Source organism: Lactobacillus pasteurii DSM 23907 = CRBIP 24.76, assembly GCF_000297025.1.
Taxonomy (GTDB): Bacteria; Bacillota; Bacilli; order Lactobacillales; family Lactobacillaceae; genus Lactobacillus; species Lactobacillus pasteurii.
This window is the reverse complement of record NZ_CAKD01000029.1, coordinates 35,183-57,649: the sequence shown is the minus strand read 5'-3', so window position 1 is coordinate 57,649 and position 22,467 is coordinate 35,183. Positions and strand designations below refer to the sequence as shown.

Annotated in this window: 21 protein-coding genes and 1 pseudogene; 5 read left to right on the top strand and 17 right to left on the bottom strand. The window is 41.8% G+C overall.

Annotation, left to right across the window (positions count from 1 at the left end; translation table 11 throughout):
• Window positions 1-15: 15 nt before the first annotated feature.
• The 3 genes from BN53_RS09110 to BN53_RS09100 all read right to left on the bottom strand — a co-directional run bounded on the left by BN53_RS09110 (window position 16) and on the right by BN53_RS09100 (window position 2,733).
• Window positions 16-1,413 (bottom strand): metallophosphoesterase family protein, encoded by a 1,398-nt coding sequence (locus BN53_RS09110; RefSeq protein ID WP_009560655.1) that lies wholly within the window; start codon window positions 1,411-1,413, stop codon window positions 16-18.
• A gap of 50 nt (window positions 1,414-1,463) precedes the next feature.
• Complete coding sequence (locus BN53_RS09105; protein WP_009560654.1) at window positions 1,464-1,949, bottom strand: hypothetical protein; 486 nt, start codon at window positions 1,947-1,949, stop codon at window positions 1,464-1,466.
• Window positions 1,950-2,049: 100 nt separating this feature from the next.
• Window positions 2,050-2,733, bottom strand: coding sequence for an alpha-amylase family glycosyl hydrolase (locus BN53_RS09100; RefSeq protein WP_009560653.1), 684 nt, complete (start codon window positions 2,731-2,733; stop codon window positions 2,050-2,052).
• Between the two features lie 21 nt (window positions 2,734-2,754).
• Between BN53_RS09100 and BN53_RS09095 the strand changes: the two are divergent.
• Window positions 2,755-3,039: pseudogene (locus BN53_RS09095) on the top strand (FAD-linked oxidase C-terminal domain-containing protein); the annotation flags it as partial.
• Between the two features lie 52 nt (window positions 3,040-3,091).
• On the opposite strand, the gene phnE (BN53_RS09090) reads toward BN53_RS09095, so the two are convergent.
• The 5 genes from phnE (BN53_RS09090) to BN53_RS09070 all read right to left on the bottom strand — a co-directional run bounded on the left by phnE (BN53_RS09090) (window position 3,092) and on the right by BN53_RS09070 (window position 7,260).
• Window positions 3,092-3,904, bottom strand: a complete 813-nt coding sequence (gene phnE / locus BN53_RS09090) for a phosphonate ABC transporter, permease protein PhnE (protein ID WP_009560651.1) — start codon at window positions 3,902-3,904, stop codon at window positions 3,092-3,094.
• Window positions 3,904-4,704 carry a phosphonate ABC transporter, permease protein PhnE gene (gene phnE / locus BN53_RS09085; protein WP_040537413.1) on the bottom strand — a complete coding sequence of 267 codons (801 nt, stop codon included), beginning with the start codon at window positions 4,702-4,704 and terminating at the stop codon, window positions 3,904-3,906. Before phnE (BN53_RS09085) ends, phnE (BN53_RS09090) begins: the two co-directional genes overlap by 1 nt.
• A complete protein-coding gene (gene phnC, locus BN53_RS09080; RefSeq protein ID WP_009560649.1) occupies window positions 4,697-5,479 on the bottom strand; it encodes a phosphonate ABC transporter ATP-binding protein in 783 nt (260 codons plus the stop codon). Before phnC ends, phnE (BN53_RS09085) begins: the two co-directional genes overlap by 8 nt.
• Before the next feature lie 26 nt (window positions 5,480-5,505).
• Window positions 5,506-6,444: a phosphate/phosphite/phosphonate ABC transporter substrate-binding protein gene (locus BN53_RS09075; RefSeq protein ID WP_009560648.1), complete on the bottom strand. Its 939-nt coding sequence runs from the start codon at window positions 6,442-6,444 to the stop codon at window positions 5,506-5,508.
• Between the two features lie 342 nt (window positions 6,445-6,786).
• Window positions 6,787-7,260, bottom strand: coding sequence for a universal stress protein (locus BN53_RS09070; protein WP_009560646.1), 474 nt, complete (start codon window positions 7,258-7,260; stop codon window positions 6,787-6,789).
• A 139-nt stretch (window positions 7,261-7,399) separates the two neighbouring features.
• On the opposite strand from BN53_RS09070, the gene BN53_RS09065 reads away from it, so the two are divergent.
• Window positions 7,400-8,197 carry a tyrosine-protein phosphatase gene (locus tag BN53_RS09065; RefSeq protein ID WP_009560645.1) on the top strand — a complete coding sequence of 266 codons (798 nt, stop codon included), beginning with the start codon at window positions 7,400-7,402 and terminating at the stop codon, window positions 8,195-8,197.
• A gap of 101 nt (window positions 8,198-8,298) precedes the next feature.
• Window positions 8,299-8,775 carry a nucleoside 2-deoxyribosyltransferase gene (locus BN53_RS09060; RefSeq protein ID WP_009560644.1) on the top strand — a complete coding sequence of 159 codons (477 nt, stop codon included), beginning with the start codon at window positions 8,299-8,301 and terminating at the stop codon, window positions 8,773-8,775.
• A gap of 48 nt (window positions 8,776-8,823) precedes the next feature.
• Here BN53_RS09060 and nagA read toward each other — a convergent pair whose 3' ends face one another.
• Window positions 8,824-9,978: an N-acetylglucosamine-6-phosphate deacetylase gene (gene nagA / locus BN53_RS09055; RefSeq protein ID WP_009560643.1), complete on the bottom strand. Its 1,155-nt coding sequence runs from the start codon at window positions 9,976-9,978 to the stop codon at window positions 8,824-8,826.
• 153 nt (window positions 9,979-10,131) lie between these two features.
• Here nagA and BN53_RS09050 point away from each other — a divergent pair, with 153 nt between their 5' ends.
• On the top strand, window positions 10,132-13,146 hold the full coding sequence (locus BN53_RS09050) for a TIM-barrel domain-containing protein (RefSeq protein WP_009560642.1): 3,015 nt from the start codon (window positions 10,132-10,134) through the stop codon (window positions 13,144-13,146).
• A 55-nt stretch (window positions 13,147-13,201) separates the two neighbouring features.
• On the opposite strand, the gene BN53_RS09045 is transcribed toward BN53_RS09050, so the two are convergent.
• The 5 genes from BN53_RS09045 to BN53_RS09025 form a co-directional block, all read right to left on the bottom strand.
• Complete coding sequence (locus BN53_RS09045) at window positions 13,202-13,975, bottom strand: alpha/beta hydrolase (protein WP_009560641.1); 774 nt, start codon at window positions 13,973-13,975, stop codon at window positions 13,202-13,204.
• The gene (locus BN53_RS09040; protein ID WP_009560640.1) at window positions 13,972-14,733 is read right to left on the bottom strand and encodes a YibE/F family protein; all 762 of its coding nucleotides are present in this window, start codon (window positions 14,731-14,733) and stop codon (window positions 13,972-13,974) included. Before BN53_RS09040 ends, BN53_RS09045 begins: the two co-directional genes overlap by 4 nt.
• Entirely contained in the window at window positions 14,730-15,839 is a 1,110-nt protein-coding gene (locus BN53_RS09035) for a YibE/F family protein (protein WP_040537418.1), read from the bottom strand. Before BN53_RS09035 ends, BN53_RS09040 begins: the two co-directional genes overlap by 4 nt.
• An 83-nt stretch (window positions 15,840-15,922) precedes the next feature.
• Complete coding sequence (locus BN53_RS09030; RefSeq protein WP_040537417.1) at window positions 15,923-16,654, bottom strand: helix-turn-helix domain-containing protein; 732 nt, start codon at window positions 16,652-16,654, stop codon at window positions 15,923-15,925.
• A 27-nt stretch (window positions 16,655-16,681) separates the two neighbouring features.
• A complete protein-coding gene (locus tag BN53_RS09025; RefSeq protein ID WP_009560637.1) occupies window positions 16,682-17,764 on the bottom strand; it encodes a D-alanine--D-alanine ligase family protein in 1,083 nt (360 codons plus the stop codon).
• Window positions 17,765-17,918: 154 nt separating this feature from the next.
• Between BN53_RS09025 and BN53_RS09020 the strand changes: the two genes are divergently transcribed.
• The gene (locus BN53_RS09020) at window positions 17,919-19,130 is read left to right on the top strand and encodes a CAP domain-containing protein (protein ID WP_009560636.1); all 1,212 of its coding nucleotides are present in this window, start codon (window positions 17,919-17,921) and stop codon (window positions 19,128-19,130) included.
• A 66-nt stretch (window positions 19,131-19,196) separates the two neighbouring features.
• Here the strand turns inward: BN53_RS09020 and BN53_RS09015 are convergent, their stop codons facing one another.
• The 3 genes from BN53_RS09015 to BN53_RS09005 are packed head-to-tail and all read right to left on the bottom strand — an operon-like array spanning window position 19,197 to window position 22,398.
• Window positions 19,197-20,150, bottom strand: coding sequence for a UbiA family prenyltransferase (locus tag BN53_RS09015; RefSeq protein ID WP_009560635.1), 954 nt, complete (start codon window positions 20,148-20,150; stop codon window positions 19,197-19,199).
• 30 nt (window positions 20,151-20,180) lie between these two features.
• On the bottom strand, window positions 20,181-20,921 hold the full coding sequence (locus BN53_RS09010; RefSeq protein ID WP_009560634.1) for an amino acid ABC transporter ATP-binding protein: 741 nt from the start codon (window positions 20,919-20,921) through the stop codon (window positions 20,181-20,183).
• Window positions 20,914-22,398, bottom strand: coding sequence for an ABC transporter substrate-binding protein/permease (locus tag BN53_RS09005; RefSeq protein ID WP_009560633.1), 1,485 nt, complete (start codon window positions 22,396-22,398; stop codon window positions 20,914-20,916). The genes BN53_RS09010 and BN53_RS09005 overlap by 8 nt, the downstream gene beginning before the upstream one ends.
• Window positions 22,399-22,467 lie beyond the last annotated feature (69 nt).

Sequence of the window (22,467 nt, the reverse complement as noted above, 5' to 3'; positions counted from 1 at the left end):
ATTCTTAACTAAAAACTAAATAAAAAAGATTCTCCGTCTTGAACTGGCTCCATAGCCAAAAACTTGTAGGCGGTGGCGACGCAAATCGACATTGACCACATAGCCGCTATACTCTGATGGCGTGTCAATTTCGCGATTCCAGCTCTTATTGTACTTGGTCGTCAGGCTGTGGTTAGGCCCCATCAAGGCTGAACAATTGAACAGGATATATTGAATGCCATTGATTCTAAACTGATCTTCCCGGTGGCGATGACCGCAGAAGTAGGCAATTATGCGGGCATCCTTGACCTTGGTAAAGTCAAAGTCGTTGCTCAATCTAAATTCTGCCGGCACATCGCGGTTGGTATGCATCTTGCCTTTTTCTCGTTGATTGAAAGCAACTAATAATTCATGTAAAGACCGACCATTATACTTTAAGGCATTGCTGCCCTTGCGGTTGATGGGGTTGGCGTGGCTCATGAAAATAATCTCCTTGCCTGAAGAGTGAGCTAGGATTTCGATGATCTCTTCGATTTGATCTTCCCTAACTCCTAGCACTAATTTTGTGTCGTAACGCTTTTTGCCATGGGCATCTAGGATATAGGGAATATCTGACGTATTGATTGAAATTACCCGCAAATCGCCAAAGTCAAAATAGCACACCCCGTGTTGGCGGGAAATATAGCGAATTCTAGCCTGACTGTACATAGCCGGCCACATGATGCTTTCAAATTCGCCCTCTGGAAACGAAGCTTTTAAGTCATGCATCTCGTCGAACTTGTCATTTTCATCATGATTGCCCTTGACCATGATATAAGGCACGGTCTTTGATCTAAAGGCATCCCTGAGCTTGGTGAGTTCTCCTTCGCTAACTAAGCCGGCATCTGAGCCGTCAATCCAGTCGCCTAGGTGAACCTTTAAATTCAAAAAATTCTTCTGATCGAGATAAGAAAATTCCTTAACATGGGCTAAGCCATTCCAGCCATAGAAGTCGAGGCTGTTTTTGTTCTTGAAATGAGTATCGGTGATCACGCTGATGTTGTAAGAGCCATCGCCCTTTCTGATGTGGGGCTTGATATCTTGATAAAAATTATCCAGATATTGCTCAACAATATAGCGTCTGCCGGTCTTAGAATTGCGAAAAGCCCGATAATGACCTAAGTCTTTGTCGAATCTACGCTCATATTCTGGCGCCAACTTGTTGGTGCTTTCTGGGCTTAGCGCCTGGTGCAAGGTGCCTTTATCATCTTTATAGACTGTCAAAGTGTAATTTTTCTCACCGGGTGTACCGTCATCTGCCCCAACCTGGTATTCGCCCACTGTTAGATATTTCTGCATCGGGTCAATCAAGAGGCCACCTTTGGAGAGGCTGGCTTGCTTAGTTGCCCCCATTAATTTATCGATAATGCCTTTGCTGTACTTAAAAATCCCCATTTTTTCGCCTCAAAAGACAAATAAAAAGTCGGCAATATCCGACTTTAAAACTATGCATTCTTTGCTAAAGCGTAGCTAGCAAGTCCTAATGACAAAACTGCATCCTTGGACAATACTTCCTTCAAATCCTCAGCTGCAATTGCTTGAACAGCGCCAATTACCTTCAAGCTGTATGTCAATACTCGGTAATCAACCTCAGCATTGTAAAGATCATCTTGATATGGATTCTCATGATTGTAGGTCAAATTGATCTCATCTTTGTCAACGTAGCCATCAACGTGGTTAGTCAAAATTCGATCGTGCAAATCAACCAAACGGTCTGAAAGGTGTAACAATGCAAGTTTGTGGTCACTTTCAGCTTCGTAATATTGTTCTTGAGTCATTTCAAGATAGTCTTTGATTGGGCGGTTTAAAACGCCTAACTCATCAATTACTTTGTAAACAGCTTCGGCATCAAAGCTTTGTTCACCATTTAAAATCTTATCTTGTGACAAGGCCAAGTCATCGGCCAAAATCATTGTTTCTAGCTTTTCCATCAAGAACCCTCCTAAAAATTCACTCTTAATTATAACAAAAACCGCCCAATTTGCTCTAATTATCGGAGCAAATTGGGCAATTTTATCAATATTTATAAATTTATTCGTTAATCAAAACTGCCAAGCTTTGATATGGGGCTAATTTCAAATCCGCTGGCAAAGTGGTCAAGTCGCTTTGGTAGTTGCTGATAAGAACCTGGCAAGATTTGCCTTGGTACTTGTCTAAGTCAAGGCTAGCTTCATCTTTAGAGAAGTTGTTGAAGACTAGCAGGCTTTGGCTTTGACCTGGCAAAAAGCGGCGGTAGGCCAAAACTTGCTGGTCATCTTTAAAGAGTGGCTCAACATGACCTTGAGCAATTAAGTCGCTATTTTTGCGCAAGGCGATCAATTTTTGGTAGTAATTGAAGATTTGTCCTTGGGCTAATTCTTTTTCGACATTGATGCGGTCTTGATCAGTTGGCATCAGCCACGGCTTAACCTGACTAAAGCCGGCGTAACGCTCGCTATTCCAGTGCATTGGCGTTCTAGAATTGTCTCTAGCCTTATATTTAACAATGGCAAAGGCTTCTTCTTTGCTCTTGCCAGCATCAAGCAGGCTTTGGTAGGCATTTTTGGCTTCAACATCATCATAGTCGTCAATTGATTGATAGTCAGGATTGATCATGCCGATTTCTTCACCCATGTAAATGTATGGCGTTCCTCTTAATAGATGCATGGTCGTAGCTAGCATTTGGGCTGACTGAACTCGGTACTTGCCTGGATCGCCAAAACGGTTTAATGCCATTGGCTGGTCGTGATTATTCCAAAAGACTGCCTGCCAGCCGCCCCCTTGGTCAAGGCCGTCATGGAAGATATGGCTGTTCCTACTTCCAAGATGGCTGAATTAGTTGGCTACATTCAAGACTTAGCTAATGAGCACGATGATCTTGAAATCTTTACTGCAGGACATGCTGGCGAACACGCAGTCGGCATGCTTAAAAGCCAATGGAACAATGTCGAACTTGGCGAAAATGTCGTTTGGGTTCAACACCAAATCAAGAGCCTATTTGATCCAATGAACTTGCTCAACCCAAAGTGTAAGATTGACTAATTGTATACAAAAAAGGAAATGCAAAATGCATTTCCTTTTTTCGTGGTTAATATTAAACCAAACGTTTACGAATTTGGCCGGAAATCCAGTCAACGATTACAACCATGACAATGATTCCCAAAAGAATAATTCCTACTCGATTCCATTGACGGTATTGCAAGGCGATGATCAATGGGTAACCAATACCACCGGCACCTACCAAACCAAGAATCGAAGCTGAACGAATCGAAACATCGAACCGGTACAAAGTGTTAGAGATCAAGGCAGGCATCAAGTTTGGCATAATTGAGAACATGATGACGTTAACCTTTGATCCACCAACTGAAGTGACCGCTTCATTAGGTCCTTCTTCCAAGTTTTCAATTGCTTCTGAGAACAACTTAGCAAGCATTCCGACTGAGTGGAATCCCAAAGCCAAAACACCGGCTGCCGAGCCAGGACCAACGGCCTTGATGAACATCAAAGCCAAGATGATTTCTGGGAAGGAACGAATAATTGCCAAAACGATCTTACCACTTCTAGATGAATACCATTTTTTATGTCTGGTATGAGCTGCCCAAAAGGCAAATGGTAAGGAAATAATGGCAGAAATAAAGGTTCCCAAAAAGGCAATACACAAAGTTTCCCATAATTGAGAAACTAGGTCTTCTCCACTACCGTTGTAGACATAGCTCCAATCCGGGTGGAAAATACCTGAAATAATTGCTCCGGCAATTTGACCAGCAGTTGCCTTAATTCCGCCGAAATCAATTCCAGTACATGACCAAATGATCAAGGCAATTGAAACAATAACAGTCAGCCAAGTAGTGACTTGTTTCTTCGTGTTCTTTGGCTTAGGTGGCAATAATTTATATGTAGTATTCATTAGCGCATCAATGCCTCCCGTGACTTAGATGAAACATAGTCAATCAAGACTACTGCAATAATGATGAAGATGATGATTGTACCAGTCTTATCGTAAGAGAAGACTTGCAAGGTTTGTTGTAAGTACAAACCGATACCACCAGCACCTAAATATCCAAGAACTGTTGAAGCTCTGACGTTAATTTCAAAGGCATAAAGCACGTATGAAATAAAGTAAGTCATAATTTGTGGCAAAACTGCAAAGTGAATTACTTGCAACTTGTTAGCCCCAACGGCAGTCAAAGCTTCAATTGGACCTGGATCGATCGTTTCGATTGCTTCGTAGAACAACTTAACAACCACACCGAAGGTAAAGACTGACAAAGCCAAAATACCAGCGACTGGTCCGATACCAACAATCGCAACGAAGATCGCACCTAACAGCAAGTCAGGAATAGTTCTGATGATGTTCATGATCACCCGCAAAACTCCAGTCACAGCCTTGTTTTTGACAATGTTGCGCGCAATTAGGAGTGAGTAGATGAAGGCAACCACAGATCCGATTACTGTTCCCAAGATGGCCATTTTAATCGTTTCAAGCAAAAGCGGAATTACCGTACTTGAGTAGCTCCAATCAGGATGGCACATTTGAACAAAAATATCCGTAAACTGACTGAAGTTGGCAAACAAAACGCTCAAGTGGGTGTTGGTTTCATTGATTGAAACAAACAATCCGCCAACGATTACAATAAGCCAAACTAGATTCATGTAGTTGAACTTCTTTTTAGGCAAGTTCAACAAATCTTGTTCAGTCTTACTCATCTTCTGCCTCGCTTCCGTTTCCACCATTGTAGATATTAGTGAAGACTGCTTCTGAAGTATTGCTCATTTCGCCATCGTAAACGACTTGACCAGCACGAATACCAATTACGCGTTGACCAAATTGCTTGGCTAATTCAACGCTGTGCAAGTTGGCAACAACAGTCATGCCGTACTTTTCATTAAGCATCTTCAAATCTTCCATTACGCGCAAAGAAGTTTGTGGGTCCAAAGAAGCAGTTGGTTCATCGGCCAAAATAATCTTTGGATCTTGTGCTAAAACTCTGGCAATGGCAACACGTTGTTGTTGACCACCAGAAAGCTCATCAGCTCTTGCATAAACCTTGTCAGCTAAGCCAACTTGTTGCAAAGCTTCATAAGCCTTTTGCTTATCTTCTTTAGTAAAAAGATTGAAGGTAGTCTTCCAAGTTGGATAATATGCTACCCTTCCAGTCAAGACATTGCGCAAAACGCTTGAACGCTTAACCAAGTTAAAGCTCTGGAAGATCATACCGATGTCTCGGCGAATCAAGCGAAGGGCTTTACCCTTAGCCTTGGTGATAGACTTGCCATCAATCAAGATTTCTCCTTCACTAATATCATGCAATCGATTGATTGAACGAAGAAGGGTTGACTTACCAGCACCTGATAAACCAACGATTACTACAAATTCACCCTTATTAATGGTTAAATCAATGTCCTTCAAACCTACGGTTCCGTTATCGTAGATCTTGGATACCTTCTTCAATTCAATAATTGGCTTTACGGAATCTGCCATTAGTTATTAACCCCTAACTTATTTTTTTACTTAGTAGTAGCTTCTGCAATCTTATCGTATTTACGGATAATGTTGAAGTCGCTATCCTTAGTGTAGTCGTAGCCTTCGTGGCTGTATACGCTTTCGATAACCTTCTTACCTGCTGGTGACTTACCAACAGCGATGAAGGCCTTAGCTAATTTCTTTTGGAAAGCCTTTGACATATCTGGACGAACAGAAATAGTGTCGTTTGGAATTGGCTTAGTGAAGTAAATTGGCACAACTTGGCTCATAATCTTTGGATTATCTGCCTTAACAGTGTTACGTGCGTCTTCAAAGACGAAGGCTGCATCAGTATCGCCGTTTAATACGTTCAAAACAGCTTGGTCGTGACCAGTTACAGTAACCAACTTAGATTCCTTGGTAACGTCAAGACCCTTTTCCTTCAATTCAGCAACTGGGAAAATGTAACCAGCACTTGAAGTTGGGTTTTGAACAGAAATGCTCTTGCCCTTAAGGTCCTTCCAAGACTTGATCTTTGAACCCTTCTTTACAAGAATTTCTGCGCGGTAGAACTTAACAAGCTTCTTAGTTTGCTTGCCGCCTGGTTGTGAAATACCGTAACGTTCAGCTTGCAAAAGCAAATCAGCAGCACCTTGCTTGTGAGCTAAAACGTAACCATCTGGTGGCAAGAAACCAACATCAACTTTCTTTGACTTCATTGCTTCAACAACAGTGTTGTAGTCAGTTGACATTGATACGTGAACTGGAATGCCCAAGCGCTTTGAAAGCATCTTTTCAAGTGGCTTAGCCTTAGCTTCAAGCTTGTTGGCAGCCTGACTTGGTACGAATTGAATAGTCAATGACTTAGGAGTGTAACCTTTGCCATTTGAGCTTGAAGAACTCTTGCCGTTTGAGCAAGCAGCTACGCTAGCAGCAACTAATAAGGTAAGAGCACCTAGTAGTAGTTTTTTGAATTTTTTCATCTTTTCCCCCTATGACGAAAAACAACAGTAACTGACGAATACCGCAAAAAAGACTCAACGCAACAACAAAAAGCCATCACATTTAGTCTTCTAATATATATTCTGTTTCAAAAAACGAACAATCTGTTCAAAAGAAAAAGTAGACACTACGCCCACAGAAGAATAAGCCACTGAATTAATCACTGCTGAACTTTGCATCACTTTCCCACCTCCGACAAGTCGCGTTCGTTTGTAATGATAATAACAGAATCATTCGGATTTGTACAAGAGAATTAATGAATTTTTTCGATCTTTTTTGAAAATAAAAAAATCAAGGCTAATAAACCTTGATTTCATCGCTTATTACTTAAAAGGCTTGTTATCGATGTCAGTTCTTACAATCAAGACATCAGTCAAAGCGTGTTGGTTGACATATTCAGTAACTGAGCCCATCAACATTCTTTCAACGGCATTCAAACCTGTTGCACCCATAACAACCAAAGTGTTGTGGTGGTCCTTAATAAAGTCATAGGAAATAATGCGCTTAGGGCTACCATAACGAATGTGGTAATCAATATCTTCGAAGTCGAAATTATCCTTTGCCCAAGTAAGCAAGCTCTTTAGATACTCTTCGGAGTCTTGAGTCATTTGGTAAATGGTATCGCCGGAAATTAAAGTATCCTGCATTTCGCCCATAAATTGACGGGTGTCAATAACGTTCAAAACGTCAACATGTGAACCGTTGTTCTTAGCGATTTTTACTGCTTTGTCGAAAGCCTTTTCAGCTGATTCTGATCCATCGACTGGAACTAGAATACTTTGCTTTACATCAGTCATATTTTCATCCCCTAGGAATATTATTTTACTTATCTAATATCAATTTTAGCATAATTTTTTGACTAAAATCTTAAGAATTGTTCTTTCAGAAAAATGTTGTTAAAATAGACTCTACTTAATTTTTGCAAGGGGGATTTAGATGGCATTAACTAACCAACTTATCGGAATTACCAGCGGTCGCAACTTCCGCGAACTCGGCGGCTACGCTACCGCTTCTGGAAAGAAAATCAAATACCACAAATTGCTTAGAACTGGCAACTTGGCTGATTTAACCGTAGCTGATCAAACTTATCTGATTAAATACGGTCTTAAATACATCGTCGACTTTAGAAGTCAAGAAGAAGTAACCCGTCAACCTGACCGCGTGCCAGAAGGCGTTAAATACGAATACGATCCAGTTTTTAGCGAAGACTTGACAAATTCATCTAAGTCAATCGATCGCTTGGACGAATTATCCAAAAAAGATGCCCAATTTGGCTTTGACCACATGCTTTTAGCCTACGAAGACATGGTCATCAGCGAATCAGCCAAAATAGCTTACCGCAACCTCTTTTCTGCCATGCTCGAAAACGACCAAGAAGACCAAGCCTTGATCTTCCACTGTACTGCCGGAAAAGATCGGACTGGCTTTGGCGCTTTATTAGCCTTGACTGCTTTAGGCGTGCCACTTGAATTGATTCGTCAAGACTACTTGCTGACTAGAATTACAACTAAGGATTTCGTTGAAAATATGCTAGCTAGAGAAAAGGCTGCCGGCAAAAATGAAAACACCTTGAAGTCAATTCACGACATCCAAACCGTCTACCCAGAATACTTCGACCATGCGGTTAAAGTAATCAACGACAACTACGGCAGCGTCAACAACTACTTGCGCGAAGTCATGAAGCTATCAGCTGGCGATTTGATGGACTTGCGCAGAATCTATCTTGAAAAATAGAAATACAGAAAACAAAAATCTCAAAAATAAAAGTCTGATTATTTTCGAAATTAAATGATACAGTTGAAAGAGACGTTTTTATTTTTGAAAGAGGTTCGACGATGACTAAAACTAAAACTCTTTACTTTGGTGCTGGTTGGTTCAACGACAAGCAAACCAAGGCTTATGACCAAGCAATGGAAGCTTTGAAGGCAAACCCTACTGTTGATTTGGACAACAGCTATGTTCCTTTGCAAAACCAATACAAGGGCATCAGAGTAGACGAACACCCTGAATACTTGCACGACATTGAATGGGCAACTGCTACCTACCGCAACGACTTAGTAGGAATCAAGTCGAGCGACATCATGCTTGGCGTTTATTTGCCTGATGAAGAAGATGTAGGTCTTGGTATGGAATTAGGCTACGCTATGGGCCATGGCAAGTACATTCTCTTGGTTATTCCTGATGAATATTATGGCCAACCAATCAACTTGATGAGCTGGGGCGTTGCTGACAGTGTTATCAAGATGAGTGAATTGAAGGACTTTGACTTCAACAATCCTCGCTTTAGCTTCTACGATGGAGCAGTTTATTAATATTTCCAAACGCAAAAAGCGCCCGTGTGGGCGCTTTTTTTGTATCTATTATGCCTTGTAGCGAGAAACACCATTTAAATAAGTTTCGCTCAAAGTCATATCTGGGTTCAAAACAATAAAGTCTGCATCCTTATCAGGCTTGATGCTGCCGCATGAATCAAGCAAATCAGAGCTCTTAGCTGGAACATATGAGGCCATCATGACCGCCTTTTCTGGCGTAACGATGTTCCAGTCAACGACATTCTTAACTGCATCTTTAAGTAGTAAAACGCTGCCGGCTAAGTTGTCACCATCTTTAAGTCGGGCCATGCCATCCTTAACGTAGACTGGCAATTCGCCCAAGATGTAGTCGCCATCTGGCATCATGCCAGCTTCCATACAGTCAGTAATCAAAGCAACATGTTCAACGCCGACTGCTTCAATCAAAGCCTTAGCCATGGCTGGATCTACGTGGTGGCCATCGCAGATCAATTCATCAGTCACATTGTTTAAAGACATAGCCGCATTAGAAATAGATGGACCATGGTGAGCTGGGTCAGGCATCCCATTGAAGGTGTGAGTAAAGACGCTAGCTCCAGCTTCAACGCCAGCAACAGCTTGGTCAAAGTTTGCATTTGAGTGTCCCAAAGCCACAACTACGCCCTTTTTAACTGCTTCTCTGATAAATTCTACTGATCCCTTGCGCTCAGGTGCCATGGCAATCTTCTTGAGCATACCATTAGAAGCTGAAAGCCACTTGTCCAATTTTTCGATATCTGGATCAGTCATGTATTTAGGATTTTCTGCACCGGCGTGTTCTTCAGTAAAGAATGGTCCCTCAAAGTGCAATCCCTTGATCTTGGCACCAGTTTCCTCGCCTTGGTGCTTGGCAAACATTTCGCAAATCTTAGTCAATTCATCGCTAGCCGCTGTAACTGTAGTTGGAAGCCATGAAGTAACCCCTGCTCTTAACAAGCCTTCAGAAATCTTGTTGATGCCTTCCCAGTCGCTCTTCATTACGTCTTCTTTTAAAGAGCCGTGAATGTGGGTGTCAACTAAGCCGGGAGCAATCCATTTACCTTGATATTCGCGGATTTCCCCAGCTGGCTTTTGGCTTTCAGGATAATAGAAGCCAAACTTGCCATCTGATTGAACTTCAAGATAGCCGCCATTTTCAGTGCGGTTTTCTAAGAAAAATTTGTCTGCATGAATGTAATAAGCCATTTTTTTGCCTCGATCCAATCTAAAATTTATCAATCAATTCTATTTTACCAAATAAATTGGTCTTTACCAATTGTAAATAAGTTTAATTATTGCTATGGTATCTCGTTTTTTTCGTTATAATGGAACAAAGAAGATAATTTAGGAAGATGCAAAATGACACAAGAAATGCAATTTAATCGACATCAATTAGGTCAACTCGTCGGTGCTAGCAAACAAGATCATTATTATGAATTACATTATTCAACCGGCGAAATAGCACGTTTATATATTTTAGCAGATGGGATTTTTCGGTTTTTCCTTGATCCAAGTAAAGAATTCAATGAAAACCACAGCTCATTAGTCAACTTGACTTATTTCAACAATCATTTATTTGAAAAGTCTCGCCCACGCGCAACCAGCGATTCTTTGATTATTCAAACTGGCGACTATCAGTTGATTTTTGGGCAAAAGCCTGCCTTGATGACAATTTTTGACAATCATCTTCACCGTCCGCGCATGGTTCAAGCCAGCTCGCTTGAACTTGGCAAGGGTCAAAGCTACGAATTTTTGAAGCAAAACAAGAACGAATTCTACTTCGGCGGTGGCTTACAAAACGGCGCCTTTTCTCATAAGGGTAGACAAATCGAAATCAAGGCCGACAAGATCACTGGCAAAGGCGGCGTTATCAGCCAAGTGCCATTCTTCTGGTCCAATGCCGGCTTTGGCGAATTTAGAAACACCGAAGCTAGCGGCAGCTACGACTTTGGCAAGTTGAACAAAGATGTAACAGTCATTAGTCACGAGGAGTCAATTTTTGATAGTTTCTATTTGATTGGCGACACCCCTGATGAAATCTTGGCTAAGTTCTACGCTATTACCGGCCGGCCAATCATGCCGCCAAAATATGCTCTAGGCTTAGGTCATATCGGCAACTACCAATCAACTATGTGGGCACCAAGTCAAGCAAAAGTCAGAAATGCTAGCTTGTTTGAAGATGGCAATTACTATGTCAGAACCAAGAACCCTGGGGAAGCTAGTGGCAAAGGCTCGCTAAATGGCGAAGAAGAATATCAATTCTCAGCTAGAGCCACAATCGATCGCTACCACAAGCGCAACTTCCCTCTATCTTGGATGGTGGCTAACTATCAAGGACAAGTTGATGATGGCGCTTTTGAAAGCTTTGCCCAATATGCCAAAGAACAAGGCGTTGAAGCGGGAATTTGGACTAGCAACATCCCTAGCTTTGCCAAGGGATACTCCTTCATCATGTCAGAAAACAGCTCCCCTACTGCTTTAGGCCGCAATCAAATGGTCTTGAAGACCTTGCTTAATAGAAAGCGGGGCCTAATTTTGACAAATAATGGCCAAAGCGGCAGCCAAAAAGATTCTGCCATCATCTTTGGCGATAGCGGCGGCAATTGGGAAAATATTGCTACTCAAGTTGCTGGCTTTATTGGAGCCGGGCTATCTGGCGAGCCGATCGTTTCAAGTGCAGTTGACGGAACTAATGGCGGGGGCAATGCCCAAATTGCCATCAGAGATTTCCAGTGGAAGGCCTTTACGCCACTTCTATTCAACATGGACGACCAAGGAGACTTTTCAAAGACGCCTTTTGCTTATAACAACAAGATGACTCGCATCAATCGGGCATATCTTGGCTTAAGACAGAAGCTGACTCCATACCTTTACTCATTGATCTATCAAGCCCAATTTGGCGGTCCTATCATGCGGGCCTTGTTCTTGGAATTTCCACATGAACAGATCAATTATACTGACCAAGTAAAGCATGAATTCATGTTAGGCGATAGCTTGTTAGTCGCTCCTATTATCAATGGACGCGAAGACGGTCAAGGCAATTCGCGCAAGGACAATCTCTACTTGCCAAACCACCGCATGATGTGGATTGACCTCTTCACTGGCGAAAAATACCTCGGCGGCAGGGTTTACAATCAGCTCTCTTATCCAACTTGGCATTTGCCAGTCTTCGTCAAAGGCGGGGCAATTTTTGATACAGGCAAGCGCAACTTTGTCTTTTACCCACATGGAGAAAGTTCGATTACCTTCTACGATGACAATGGCAACAGCGACTTTATCCATAACCACACCGAAACCAAGGTCACTAGTAAGCTCGAGGGCAGCCGCTTGACAATTGAAATTTTCCCTACTAAGGGCGAATTTACTGGCATGGATAGCGAAGGCACTACTAGCTTGAACATCCTTTGCGATCATTATCCTGATGGCTTGAGCGTCAAGATCAATGATCAAGTCATCAAGATGCAAGAATATGGTACCGTTGATACCTTTGCCCATGCTAAGGAAGGCTTCTTCTACAACACTAACTACAGCTGGTTAGATGAATTTGACCAATTCCAAGAAAAAAGGCAAACCGCCTTACAAATCAAGTTGTCTAGTCGCTCAATCACTGATACTAAGATTGAAATCAGCCTGCCTAATTTTGATTATGGTTCTCAAACCTTGGTTCATTCAATCACCGACTCGCTTTTGCGCTCGCCTAAGCAGCCAAGCGTTGATTTAGACCAAGTCACAGCCCATTCCTTGACGGTCAACTGGCCAAAGGTAACTGAAGAAGTGCAAATTGAAATCAATGGCATTTTGCATAATGGCATCAGCGGTGACAGCTTCACCTTCCACGAATTGACGCCAAATACCCGCTACATCATGCGCTTAAGAAATGTGGCTGGCAACAAGGTTTCTGAATGGTCAGAGCCATTTGGCGCAATCACCAAGCGAGCAGCAATTGACTATGCGATTAAAAATGTCAAAGTTAATTCAAACTATCAAGCTGCAGTCAGTCACCCGCTTAGCTATTTGACTGATTTGAAGTCATCAAGCGAATGGCAAACGCAAGACGAATTTGATGAAGCAAAGCCATTAACTTTAACCTTTGCCTTCAACCAAGTTGAATTGCTCAGCCGGATGGTCTTTACTCCGCACAATATCGACCATCACAATGATCCAATTGAGGTTGGTTTAGAAATATCGCTTGATGGACAAACTTTCCAAAGCTACGGCGAACATTTCCACTGGAAGGCTGATAGCAAGAACAAGGTTATCGGCTTGCGCAATATTAAAGCAAGGGCAATTAGATTGACTGTCTACAAGTCATCTGGGCCACTTGTTGCTGGTAAGGAAGTTGTCTTCTACCGCGATAAGTCATATTTTGATTAACAAATAGAAAAAAGGACACGTATTCACAAAAATGTGATCGTGTCCTTTTCTGTTTCTAAAATTCTAGCCAAGCCAAACTTAATTCAAACCAACTAGCTAAATGTGGATCATTTGGCCAATCGTGGTCATGATAATTAGCTAATCCAAAGCCATGACCGCCTTTTTCAAATAAATGCAGTTCGCTTCTTACCTTTGCTTTGCGCAAAGCCTCTAAATAGCTGATAGAATTGTCGACTAAAACGATCTGATCATCCAGTGCCTGAAACATGAAAGTCGCTGGTGTTTCACGTGTAACAGCTAAAGCTGTGTCATTGATCTTAGGGTCTGCTGGCAACATTTCTTCTGCACCATCTGGCAGTGGAAAGCCGATCTTCTTAATATCGATTAGCGGATAGCCTAAGATGGTCTTATTTGGCACAACTTCTGCTTGATAATAGCCGTATTCTGCTTGGTAGTCTTTGCTTGTGGCAAAGTAATTGGCTACGCTAGCCACATGACCGCCAGCAGAAAAGCCAATCGTATAAATTTTGTCTGCAATTACTCCTGACATATTTTGGCGGTAATACTTAATCGCCGTCAAAACATCTAGCGCTGCATCTGGATAAATCATCCCTGGATCGCCAATTAAGTTATATTGAACAATCGCCGTATTAAAGCCTGCCTTGTAATAAGCTAGTGCCACTGGCTCGCTTTCTTTTTGCGATAAATGATCAAAACTGCCACCTGGAATCACCAGCATCAATGGACGGTTTTCATTTTCTGCAGTATAGCTCTTCAAGCTAAATTCCCGGCCGTTAAAATTCTTCAAAGTCAAACTTGCTTGCTTCATTTTTTCACCTTTGTTTCTGTCATCTTCCGGCTTAAGAGATATGTTGACAAAGGAACCGTCAATAATACGCCAATCAATGAATACATGATAATCAAGGCTTCATTGACAAAGAGCTTCTCATTCATAACTTCACCAAAAGTATAGCCTAATCGGAAATACCACAAAAATAATGACAAGAAACTGCCGAACATCCCGAATAAAATAGTATTCATTGACGTTCCAAGAATATCTCGGCCAATTGCTGCCCCACTTTTTTCTAGCTGCTTGCGGCTAATTGCGGGGTTGTGCTTCTTCAATTCTAATAGTCCCGAATTCATGGCAACGGCAGCTTCCGCAATCGCACCCAAAGTCGAAAAGATGGCCACCGTTACCGCAATTTCTGGATAGCTTAAGCCTGGCATCTGCGACAAGCCAACTAAGACTTCACCAGCTTCTGGTCCCAGACCAGCTGCTTGCGCTAGCCATTGTCCAATTAGAATTAAAACTCCTACTAATAAACATACACTAAAAGCTACGGTAAATGAATTCTTAGCCACTGTGTAGTCGTGCGTTCCTAGAAAAATAATCGTCGCTAATTTAAGCGGAATAAAAATCAGGGTAATAATCGGTATCGAAATTCCCCATGAAATCAAGACCGCCACCAAAATCAAAAGCAAGGTATTGATCAAAACGCTAAAAAACGATCTGATTCCTGTTTCAGCTCCAACAATGGTCATCAAAATAGCCAGCACAATAGTCAACGCTAATAAGGTACTCATTTCTGCCCTTTCTTTTGTTTATCTTTCAAAAACAACAAGCTGCAAGCTGTCGCAATAATTACCGTCAGCACAATACTTATGGCTGAAATTACGCTCTGAGTGGCGCCAAGCGACAAGGTAAAGCCAAATGAAGAGCTAATCGTGTTGTTGTCTCTTAAATAAAGAATGGTCATTGGCAACTCTTCCGCCATAAAGATCAAGACTAAGACATTGATTAGTGGTCCCATGATTTCTTGCCCCATCGTTCTCCCGCTCTTCATTAGCTCCTTAGGCGTAATGTCAGGCCGGTGCTGAATGATTTCATACAGACTTGAGATAATATCCGTTGACTCATCCATCACCGCTCCTAGAACCCCTAAGAGCGTTTGAGCAAGGAAAATTCCTCTTGGGTCTTGGGTTGCATAGTCGCCAGTTTCATAGCGCATCTCTGTTTGCCCAGTCAGCTGCATAATCAAATAACTCAGAGCAAAAGAGACAAAGATTCCTAGCAAAGTTGCCATCCAAGTCACCAACATTTTTTTGTTAAAGCCTTGCACTATCAGCAAACTGATGAAAGAAAAGACCACATCCGCTAGGCCAAAGATCAAGATAATCTGACTGCCGTTTAGCTTCACATCCCACAAGATAACCCCGTAAAAGACAATCCAGCTTAAAGCCATCGAAACTAACAAAGCAATGGTAAATTTACCCGCTAAGAGAATCATCAGGCTGATCGTAATCGTCAAAATTAACACCAAGACCCAGTCGCGCTTAGGGTTGATCAAGGCAATGCTCGTTTTCTTAATACTGATGAAAACTCGCTGCCCAGCTTGGTACTTCTGAGTTACCAATTGAGATGGATAGTATTGGTTCTTAACGGTAAAAGTCTGCCCCTTGTCCTTGCCTGACAACACCTTCAGGTGCAGAATCTGCTCTCTAGTTTCGTCCTTATTCTTGTAGACGTCGACATTCTTCCCAATCAACTTCTCCTCGATCTTCTTGTCGACAATCACCGCTACGTCATGCTTTTGATAGATATCTGTCGCAAAGTAAGTCGCCCAAGTAGCTGCAAGCCCCACAACTAACGCAATTAAGGCAGCTACTAAACGCTTTTTATTTATCTTCATTGTGTCATCCTTTTCGTAAATTGCTGTCTTATCTGTTATAAACAAAAGACGGCCTCTTTGAAAGCCGTCTTAGTAAATCTTAACTAATTTAAAAATCTTTGCCACCAATGTTTTTTCTTCTTTGGCAGCTGCATATCCTCCAAAGTCCGGTGAACATTGGCAGTCGCGCGTTTTTTGGCATTTTCCTTTGCTTTATTCAGAATCTCGTCGCGAACTTGATCCTCGCTCTTCATCATGTCCGCTGCTACTTCTTTGCGCTTGTCCTCAGGACTCTTTTCTTCCTTGGTTTGACCTTGAATGACAATGCCAGAGATATCTGGCAAGGCTTCAATTTCTGGATCAACTTCACTCTTTGGCTTAGCTAGCTTTTGACTTTCAAGCAAGGTTTGGTTTTGCTCTTGAATCTTAGCCAGCTGCTCTTGCAAGTCCTTGATGGCTTGATTTTGGTTAGCAATCGTCTGACTCAAGGCCTCTAGCAACTTGATCACTTGTTTGTCGTTCATCATTTCTGTCGACAAGGCCTGCTTGTCAGCTGTATCTTCTTTAACTTCGCTTACGGCAAAAATTTGTCTAGCTGCTTGCTGCAGAGTCAAGCCATGGTCTTGCGACAATTTGTGCAAAGCCTGCAAATCTGCCAAGTCTTGCTTTCGATATAAGCGAGAGTTGCGCTTATTGCGTTCATAGTAATCGCCATTGGCCGTTACCTTTTCAACAATCGTAGAATAATTGCGCAAAGTTGCTGGACTTACGCCTAGTTCCTTAGCTACTTGCGAAGGAGCAAGCAATTCTTCGAATTCGTGTTTATCAACCGTCATCTTTTCCAAAAAACTCCCACCTAAATCTTAATCATGCTTGTGAAGCAAGGTCTTCTTGTGAGCGTATCTAGCTTGACCAGCTTCAATTAGCTTGGTAATCAATTCAGTGTAAGGAATGCCAGCTTCTTCAAACAACTTTGGATACATACTAATGTTGGTAAATCCTGGCAAGGCGTTAAGTTCAGTCAAGACGATCTTGCCTTCTGGAGTGAGCATTGAGTCGATTCGAGCAAGACCTGAGCATTCAGTTACTCTAAAGAGCTTAAGGGCATTTGCGCGAATTTGTTCGACTGTTTCAGCTGGAATGTTAGCTGGAATTTCCAACTTAGAAGTTGAATTATCGTCGTACTTGTTTTCGTAAGTGTAGAAAGAATCAGCCGCATTGATGATTTGACCAACGCCAGCAACAATTGGGTCGTCATTGCCAAGTACGGCAGTTTCTACTTCAGTACCATGAATAGTTTCTTCAACCAAAACCTTGTCGTCGTACTTGAAGGCTTCAGCTAAAGCTGCTTGATATTCTTCCTTGTTAGTTACATGGCTTACCCCAACTGATGAACCTTGGTTAGAAGGCTTAACGAACAAATCGCCTCCTAATTTGCTTGCTACATAGTCGTAGTCAGTCTTTTGGTTATCCTTATCGTTATATTCAAAGCGCTTGATGCTGATCCAGTCAGCAACATTGATGCCAACTCTTTGAGCCAAGATCTTGGTAAATTCCTTGTCCATCGTTACAGCAGCTGCCAAGATGTCATCGCCGACAAATGGCTTGTCCAAGATTCTGAATAAGCCTTGCAAACCACCATCTTCACCTAAATTGCCGTGAACGATTGGGAAGAAGACATCGATTTCAGCTAGCTTAGTCAATTCGATCAAGTTAGACAAGTTAGCTACCTTGCCTGGATTTTGGACTTGGTATTTTGGATCCTTCAAAACCTTGAAAGAATCTTCTTCGCTAGCAAAGTAGCCATCATTAGTCACCCAAATTGGGTGAACGTCGAACTTGTCTTTGTCAATTGCATCGTAAATGTTGCTACCAGACATGATCGAAACTTCATATTCAGAAGAATTTCCACCAAATAATAATCCTACTTGCGTTTTTTTAGTCATAATTATTTTCCTCGATTAATTCATATTTATTGTCACTTCCCTAATTATACGCAATTAGAATTAATAAAAAACAAAAATATGAGTTTAAATTTTTTAAAAGCCCTTACATAAAGGTTATAATTAAGATAGGGAAAGTAGAAGGGGGGCGATTTCCATGCTTAAAGGCAAAATTATCAGTATCAGTTTAGCTATCGGACTAGCTTTTAGCATGGCTAGCCCTATTCAAGCGGCTACTTTCAGCCAAGGCGAAACCACGCAAGTTCACACCTGGCAAAAAGAGTATGCCAATTTGAATAAGACTCACTATAATCCAAATAATCTCTACAGCCAAAAGCCAGTACTGGGAAATGGCTTTTCAGCTGGGGAATTGAGCAATGGATACATAGATACTCAATTAAACTATATCAACTACTATCGAAGCTTGTTTGGATTAGCGCCAATTATCACCACTAGGACAGCTAACGAAAATGCACAAAAAGCGGCCGCTGTCATGGCCGCAATCAACGCTAACCCCTTTGTCAATCAACACGGCCTACCATCAGAAACTCGGCCAAGCTACATTGACAAGGAAGTGTGGAAGCTGGCGCAAGATGTTACCGAAACTTCCAACTTAAACTTCAACGTCAACAACGAGTCAGCTGGTGATGTCATTACTGACTTATTGACTGACCAATACAATTTAAGCGGCTCAGATACAGGACACCGAGCTTGGATTCTTTCAACTAGATTATCCTCAACTGGTATCGGTGCAGTCTATGGCTCAAACGGCTACCGCTATTCTGTGCAAAAAGTCTTAAACATCAGCGATTTGTTCAGAGCACCGTCTCAAGAAGTCGTTGCCTACCCAAACACGGGAGTATTTCCAATTGAAATCACTAAAGGACCAAATATTGCTTGGTCATTGTACTTGTCTAGTCGCAGCTACACCAATAAGCCAAAGATCAGAATCACTGACCGCGACAGTGGCAAGAGCTACCAGGCTGAAAATGTCAAGAACTACTCTAGCTCAGGCTATGGCAACTTCAAGACGATCATCACCTACTCCCCTGGTGCTACTCCGTTAATTGCTGGGCATGCATATTCAGTCGACATCAAGGGAATCTACAGCTACAGCTTCAAGCTGTTTAACTTAGTTTCACCATCTAGCCAAAGTGTCAAACTTAGACGGAAAAAGGCTAAAACCTATCAAAAAGTTTCTAAGCAAAAAGAATTAAAGTCTGCCTTCTCAAGTCAAGGAGCCAAGCTTTGGGCAATTATTAACCCTACTCCTAACGAAAATGACGATCAATACTACTTTGACTCACTAAAAAAGGGTCAATGGAAACATACCGAATTTATCCGCAGTCTAGTAATTGAACTTGCCTAGGTAAATTTTTCTAAAGTAAAAAGGCTGTCTATCCTAGTTTTTAAGGATAAACAGCCTTTTGTTTGACTAAAACTTAAGCCAAACCCCTAGCGTAATCGTAATAATCTGCGCCGTAGTTACAATCTGAAAGTTCTGCAAAGCCGTCACGAAAGTCTCAGATTTAACCTGCCTTTTTCTGAAGGTCTCAACATTTTTTCTAATTAAAGGAAAAGTCAATAAACTCAGCAAGCTCAAATATGGCGTAATGTGCAATAAAGCCGCTGCTGCAATAAAGAGATATGGCAAATAAGCCAAAGTCTGATACAGCAAGAGCGCCTTCTTGGCTCCAAAGACTACGGGTAAGGTATGGCGGCCATTAGCTTCATCTAACACCCGGTCTGATAAGTTGTCAGCCAGCATGACGTTTGACGTATAAAGCCAGGCCGGCACGCAGATCAAAACAACCGTGATCAAATCGCGTAAGTTGCCAGTGATACTGAAGTTGTAGCCATTAGCTGCGGGCGTAAAGTTCAAGGCCAATAAGCGATTGTAGTTGTCATTGACGAAAACAAACAAAAATGGAATCCCTAAGCCCTGAGCCGTACCGCTGAAAGCTTCGCCCAGTGGCATGCGCGAAATTGGGAATGGACCTGAAGTGTAAAAGGCAAAAATCAAAAACATTGCCCCACCTAGGAAAAACAACATCCAATTAGTCCTAAAACACAGCCATAAACCAAGCCCGGCACCTAAAGTTACCATCAAGCCAATTACGCTAAAGGCTTGTTTAACTGAAATATTTTCAACCGTCATGACGCTGATTTCTTTAAAGCGTTCATCTTTAGCCATGACATAATCCATCACCGTGTTAACTCCCGTGATCATATTGTCGAAAATCATCGAAGCGACAAAAAAGATCAGAGAATTCTGCCAGTTCCAATTACCATTAAGCAAGTAAATAATAGCTGCCCCAAGGCCATAGCCAAACAGCGATAGAGTCGATGTGTGAATCTTTACGAAACGAAAATATTGCTTTAAAGTCAAACTTCTTCCTGCCCCCAAAATTAAGTGAAACTAAAGCACCTTAGCCAAAAAGTCCTTTGCTCTTTGACTCTTAGGACTAGCAAAAAGTTCTTCTGGCTTGCCTTGTTCTTGCAAGTAGCCATCGGCCATAAACCAAATTTCATCTGCAACTTCGCGAGCAAAGCCCATTTCGTGCGTTACCACAACCATCGTCATGCCGCTTTCGGCTAAGTCCTGCATTGTCTTCAAAACTTCGCCAACCATTTCTGGGTCAAGAGCAGAAGTTGGTTCATCAAATAGCATCACTTCAGGATTCATTGCCAAAGCTCTAGCAATGGCTACACGCTGCTGCTGACCGCCAGATAGGCTAGATGGATATTGCTTAGCCCTATCCTTCAAGCCAACGCGCTCAAGCAGTTCTAAAGCTGTCTTTTCAGCTTCTTCTTCGCTTAAGCCCTTAACTTTCATTGGTGCCAATTTGATATTTTCAATTACGTTCATATTTGGGAAAAGATTAAAACTCTGGAACACCATTCCCATCTTTTCACGCAATTGATCTAACTCTTTGCCGTCTTTTAATTGTGCTAAATCAGTACCGTCAAAGACAATTTTACCAGAAGTTGGATGCTCTAACACATTCAAACAACGCAAAAAAGTACTTTTTCCTGATCCAGATGGGCCGATAATGCAGATAACTTGTCCCTTATCTACTTCAGCTGAAATATCTTTCAAAACCTCATTTTCGCCAAATTGCTTCTTGAGGTGGTCGATTTTTATCATTGCATTAGTCATTGTGTTTCATCCGTTTCTCAAAGTAATTCAAAATTCTTGACAAAGTGAAAGTCATAATAAAGTAGATCACCATTGCGATGAATAATGGCAAGACGCCTCGGTAGGTTGAAGTTTGGACTAATTGAGTTTGGTACATCAATTCAGAGACCCCAATTACAGATACCAAAGAACTATCCTTAAGCAAGGTAATGAACTCATTTCCTAGTGCTGGCCAAATATTCTTCAAAGCTTGTGGAATAATAACGTAGCGGTAAGTCTTAGCTTGACTCAAACCAAGACTGCGGGCTGCTTCAGTTTGACCCTTGGCAATAGACTCAATTCCGGACCGAATATCTTCGGCCACATATGCTGCCGAGTTTAACCCAATGGCAATAATTCCGGCGACCACAGCTGATAAGTTGGAAATTAAGTAGCCAACGCCGAAGTAAACAAACAGAATTTGCACCATTTGCGGAGTACCACGGATAAATTCAATGTAGGCAACTGCCAGGCCGTGCAAAATTTTAACATTGGACAATCTCATCAAAGCAAAAACTGTTCCCAAAATGACCCCGATTAAAACTGAAAAGATCGTGATAATAACGGTGTAGCCTAAACCTTTGATGAAGTATGGGAGATACTTGCTCATTGAGTTGTTCTTGCTGGCTGTTTTCATGTATTTAGCAGCTGCTGGCAAGTACTTTTGATCGATCAACTTGTCTTTTTGAACGCGGTCGATGGTTTGGTTGACCTTCTTAACTAAAGCAGTTTGACCCTTGGCAATTGCAACAGCGTTGCCGGCTTGATCTTCTTTCAAATCACTTCTAACGGCAAGCAAGTTCTTGTTGTTTTGGGCATAAGCCTTAGCGATCAATTCTTCAACAACTACCCCAGCTACCTTGCCTGATTGCAAAGCCAAAACCAGGTTGTTGATCTTGCCTAGGCCCTTAACCTTGCTCTTTTTCATTTGCTTTTGGATCAATTCATATTGAATACTACCAGTTTGCGCACCTAAAGTTTGACCAGCAAAGTCCTTGATAGACTTGTACTTAGCTTGATCTTTCTTGTTAATAAGGAAATATTCGCCACTTGGACGGTAGTAAATCTTAGAAAAGTCCACGCTCTTCTTCCGCTCTGGCGTAGGAGTCATGGCTGAAATAACCATGTCGACCTTGCCAGTTTCAAGGGCAACTAACAATGAATCAAAGGACATATTCTTGATCACTAATTTAGCACCCAAATCCTTAGCGATATCCTTGGCAAGCTCAATATCAACCCCAACATATTTAGTGCTGCCGTTTTCGCTAGCGGTAAATTCAAGTGGTGGATAGTCAGCTGAGGTGCCGACAACCAGCTGCTTACTTTTTTGAATCTTTTGCAAAACTGTGTTTGCTTCAACCTTATTCTGTTTGGCAGCTTGAACTGGCGTTGCTGTTGAAATAGATAATCCTAGCAAGCTAACAAGCAGAATGAGGATGAGATGCTTTATTTTTCCCATTTAATCTTCCTACTCTCTACTCTTGAAAAAAGTTATTTGTCTAATTGTAACAAAATTTTTAACAGTTTA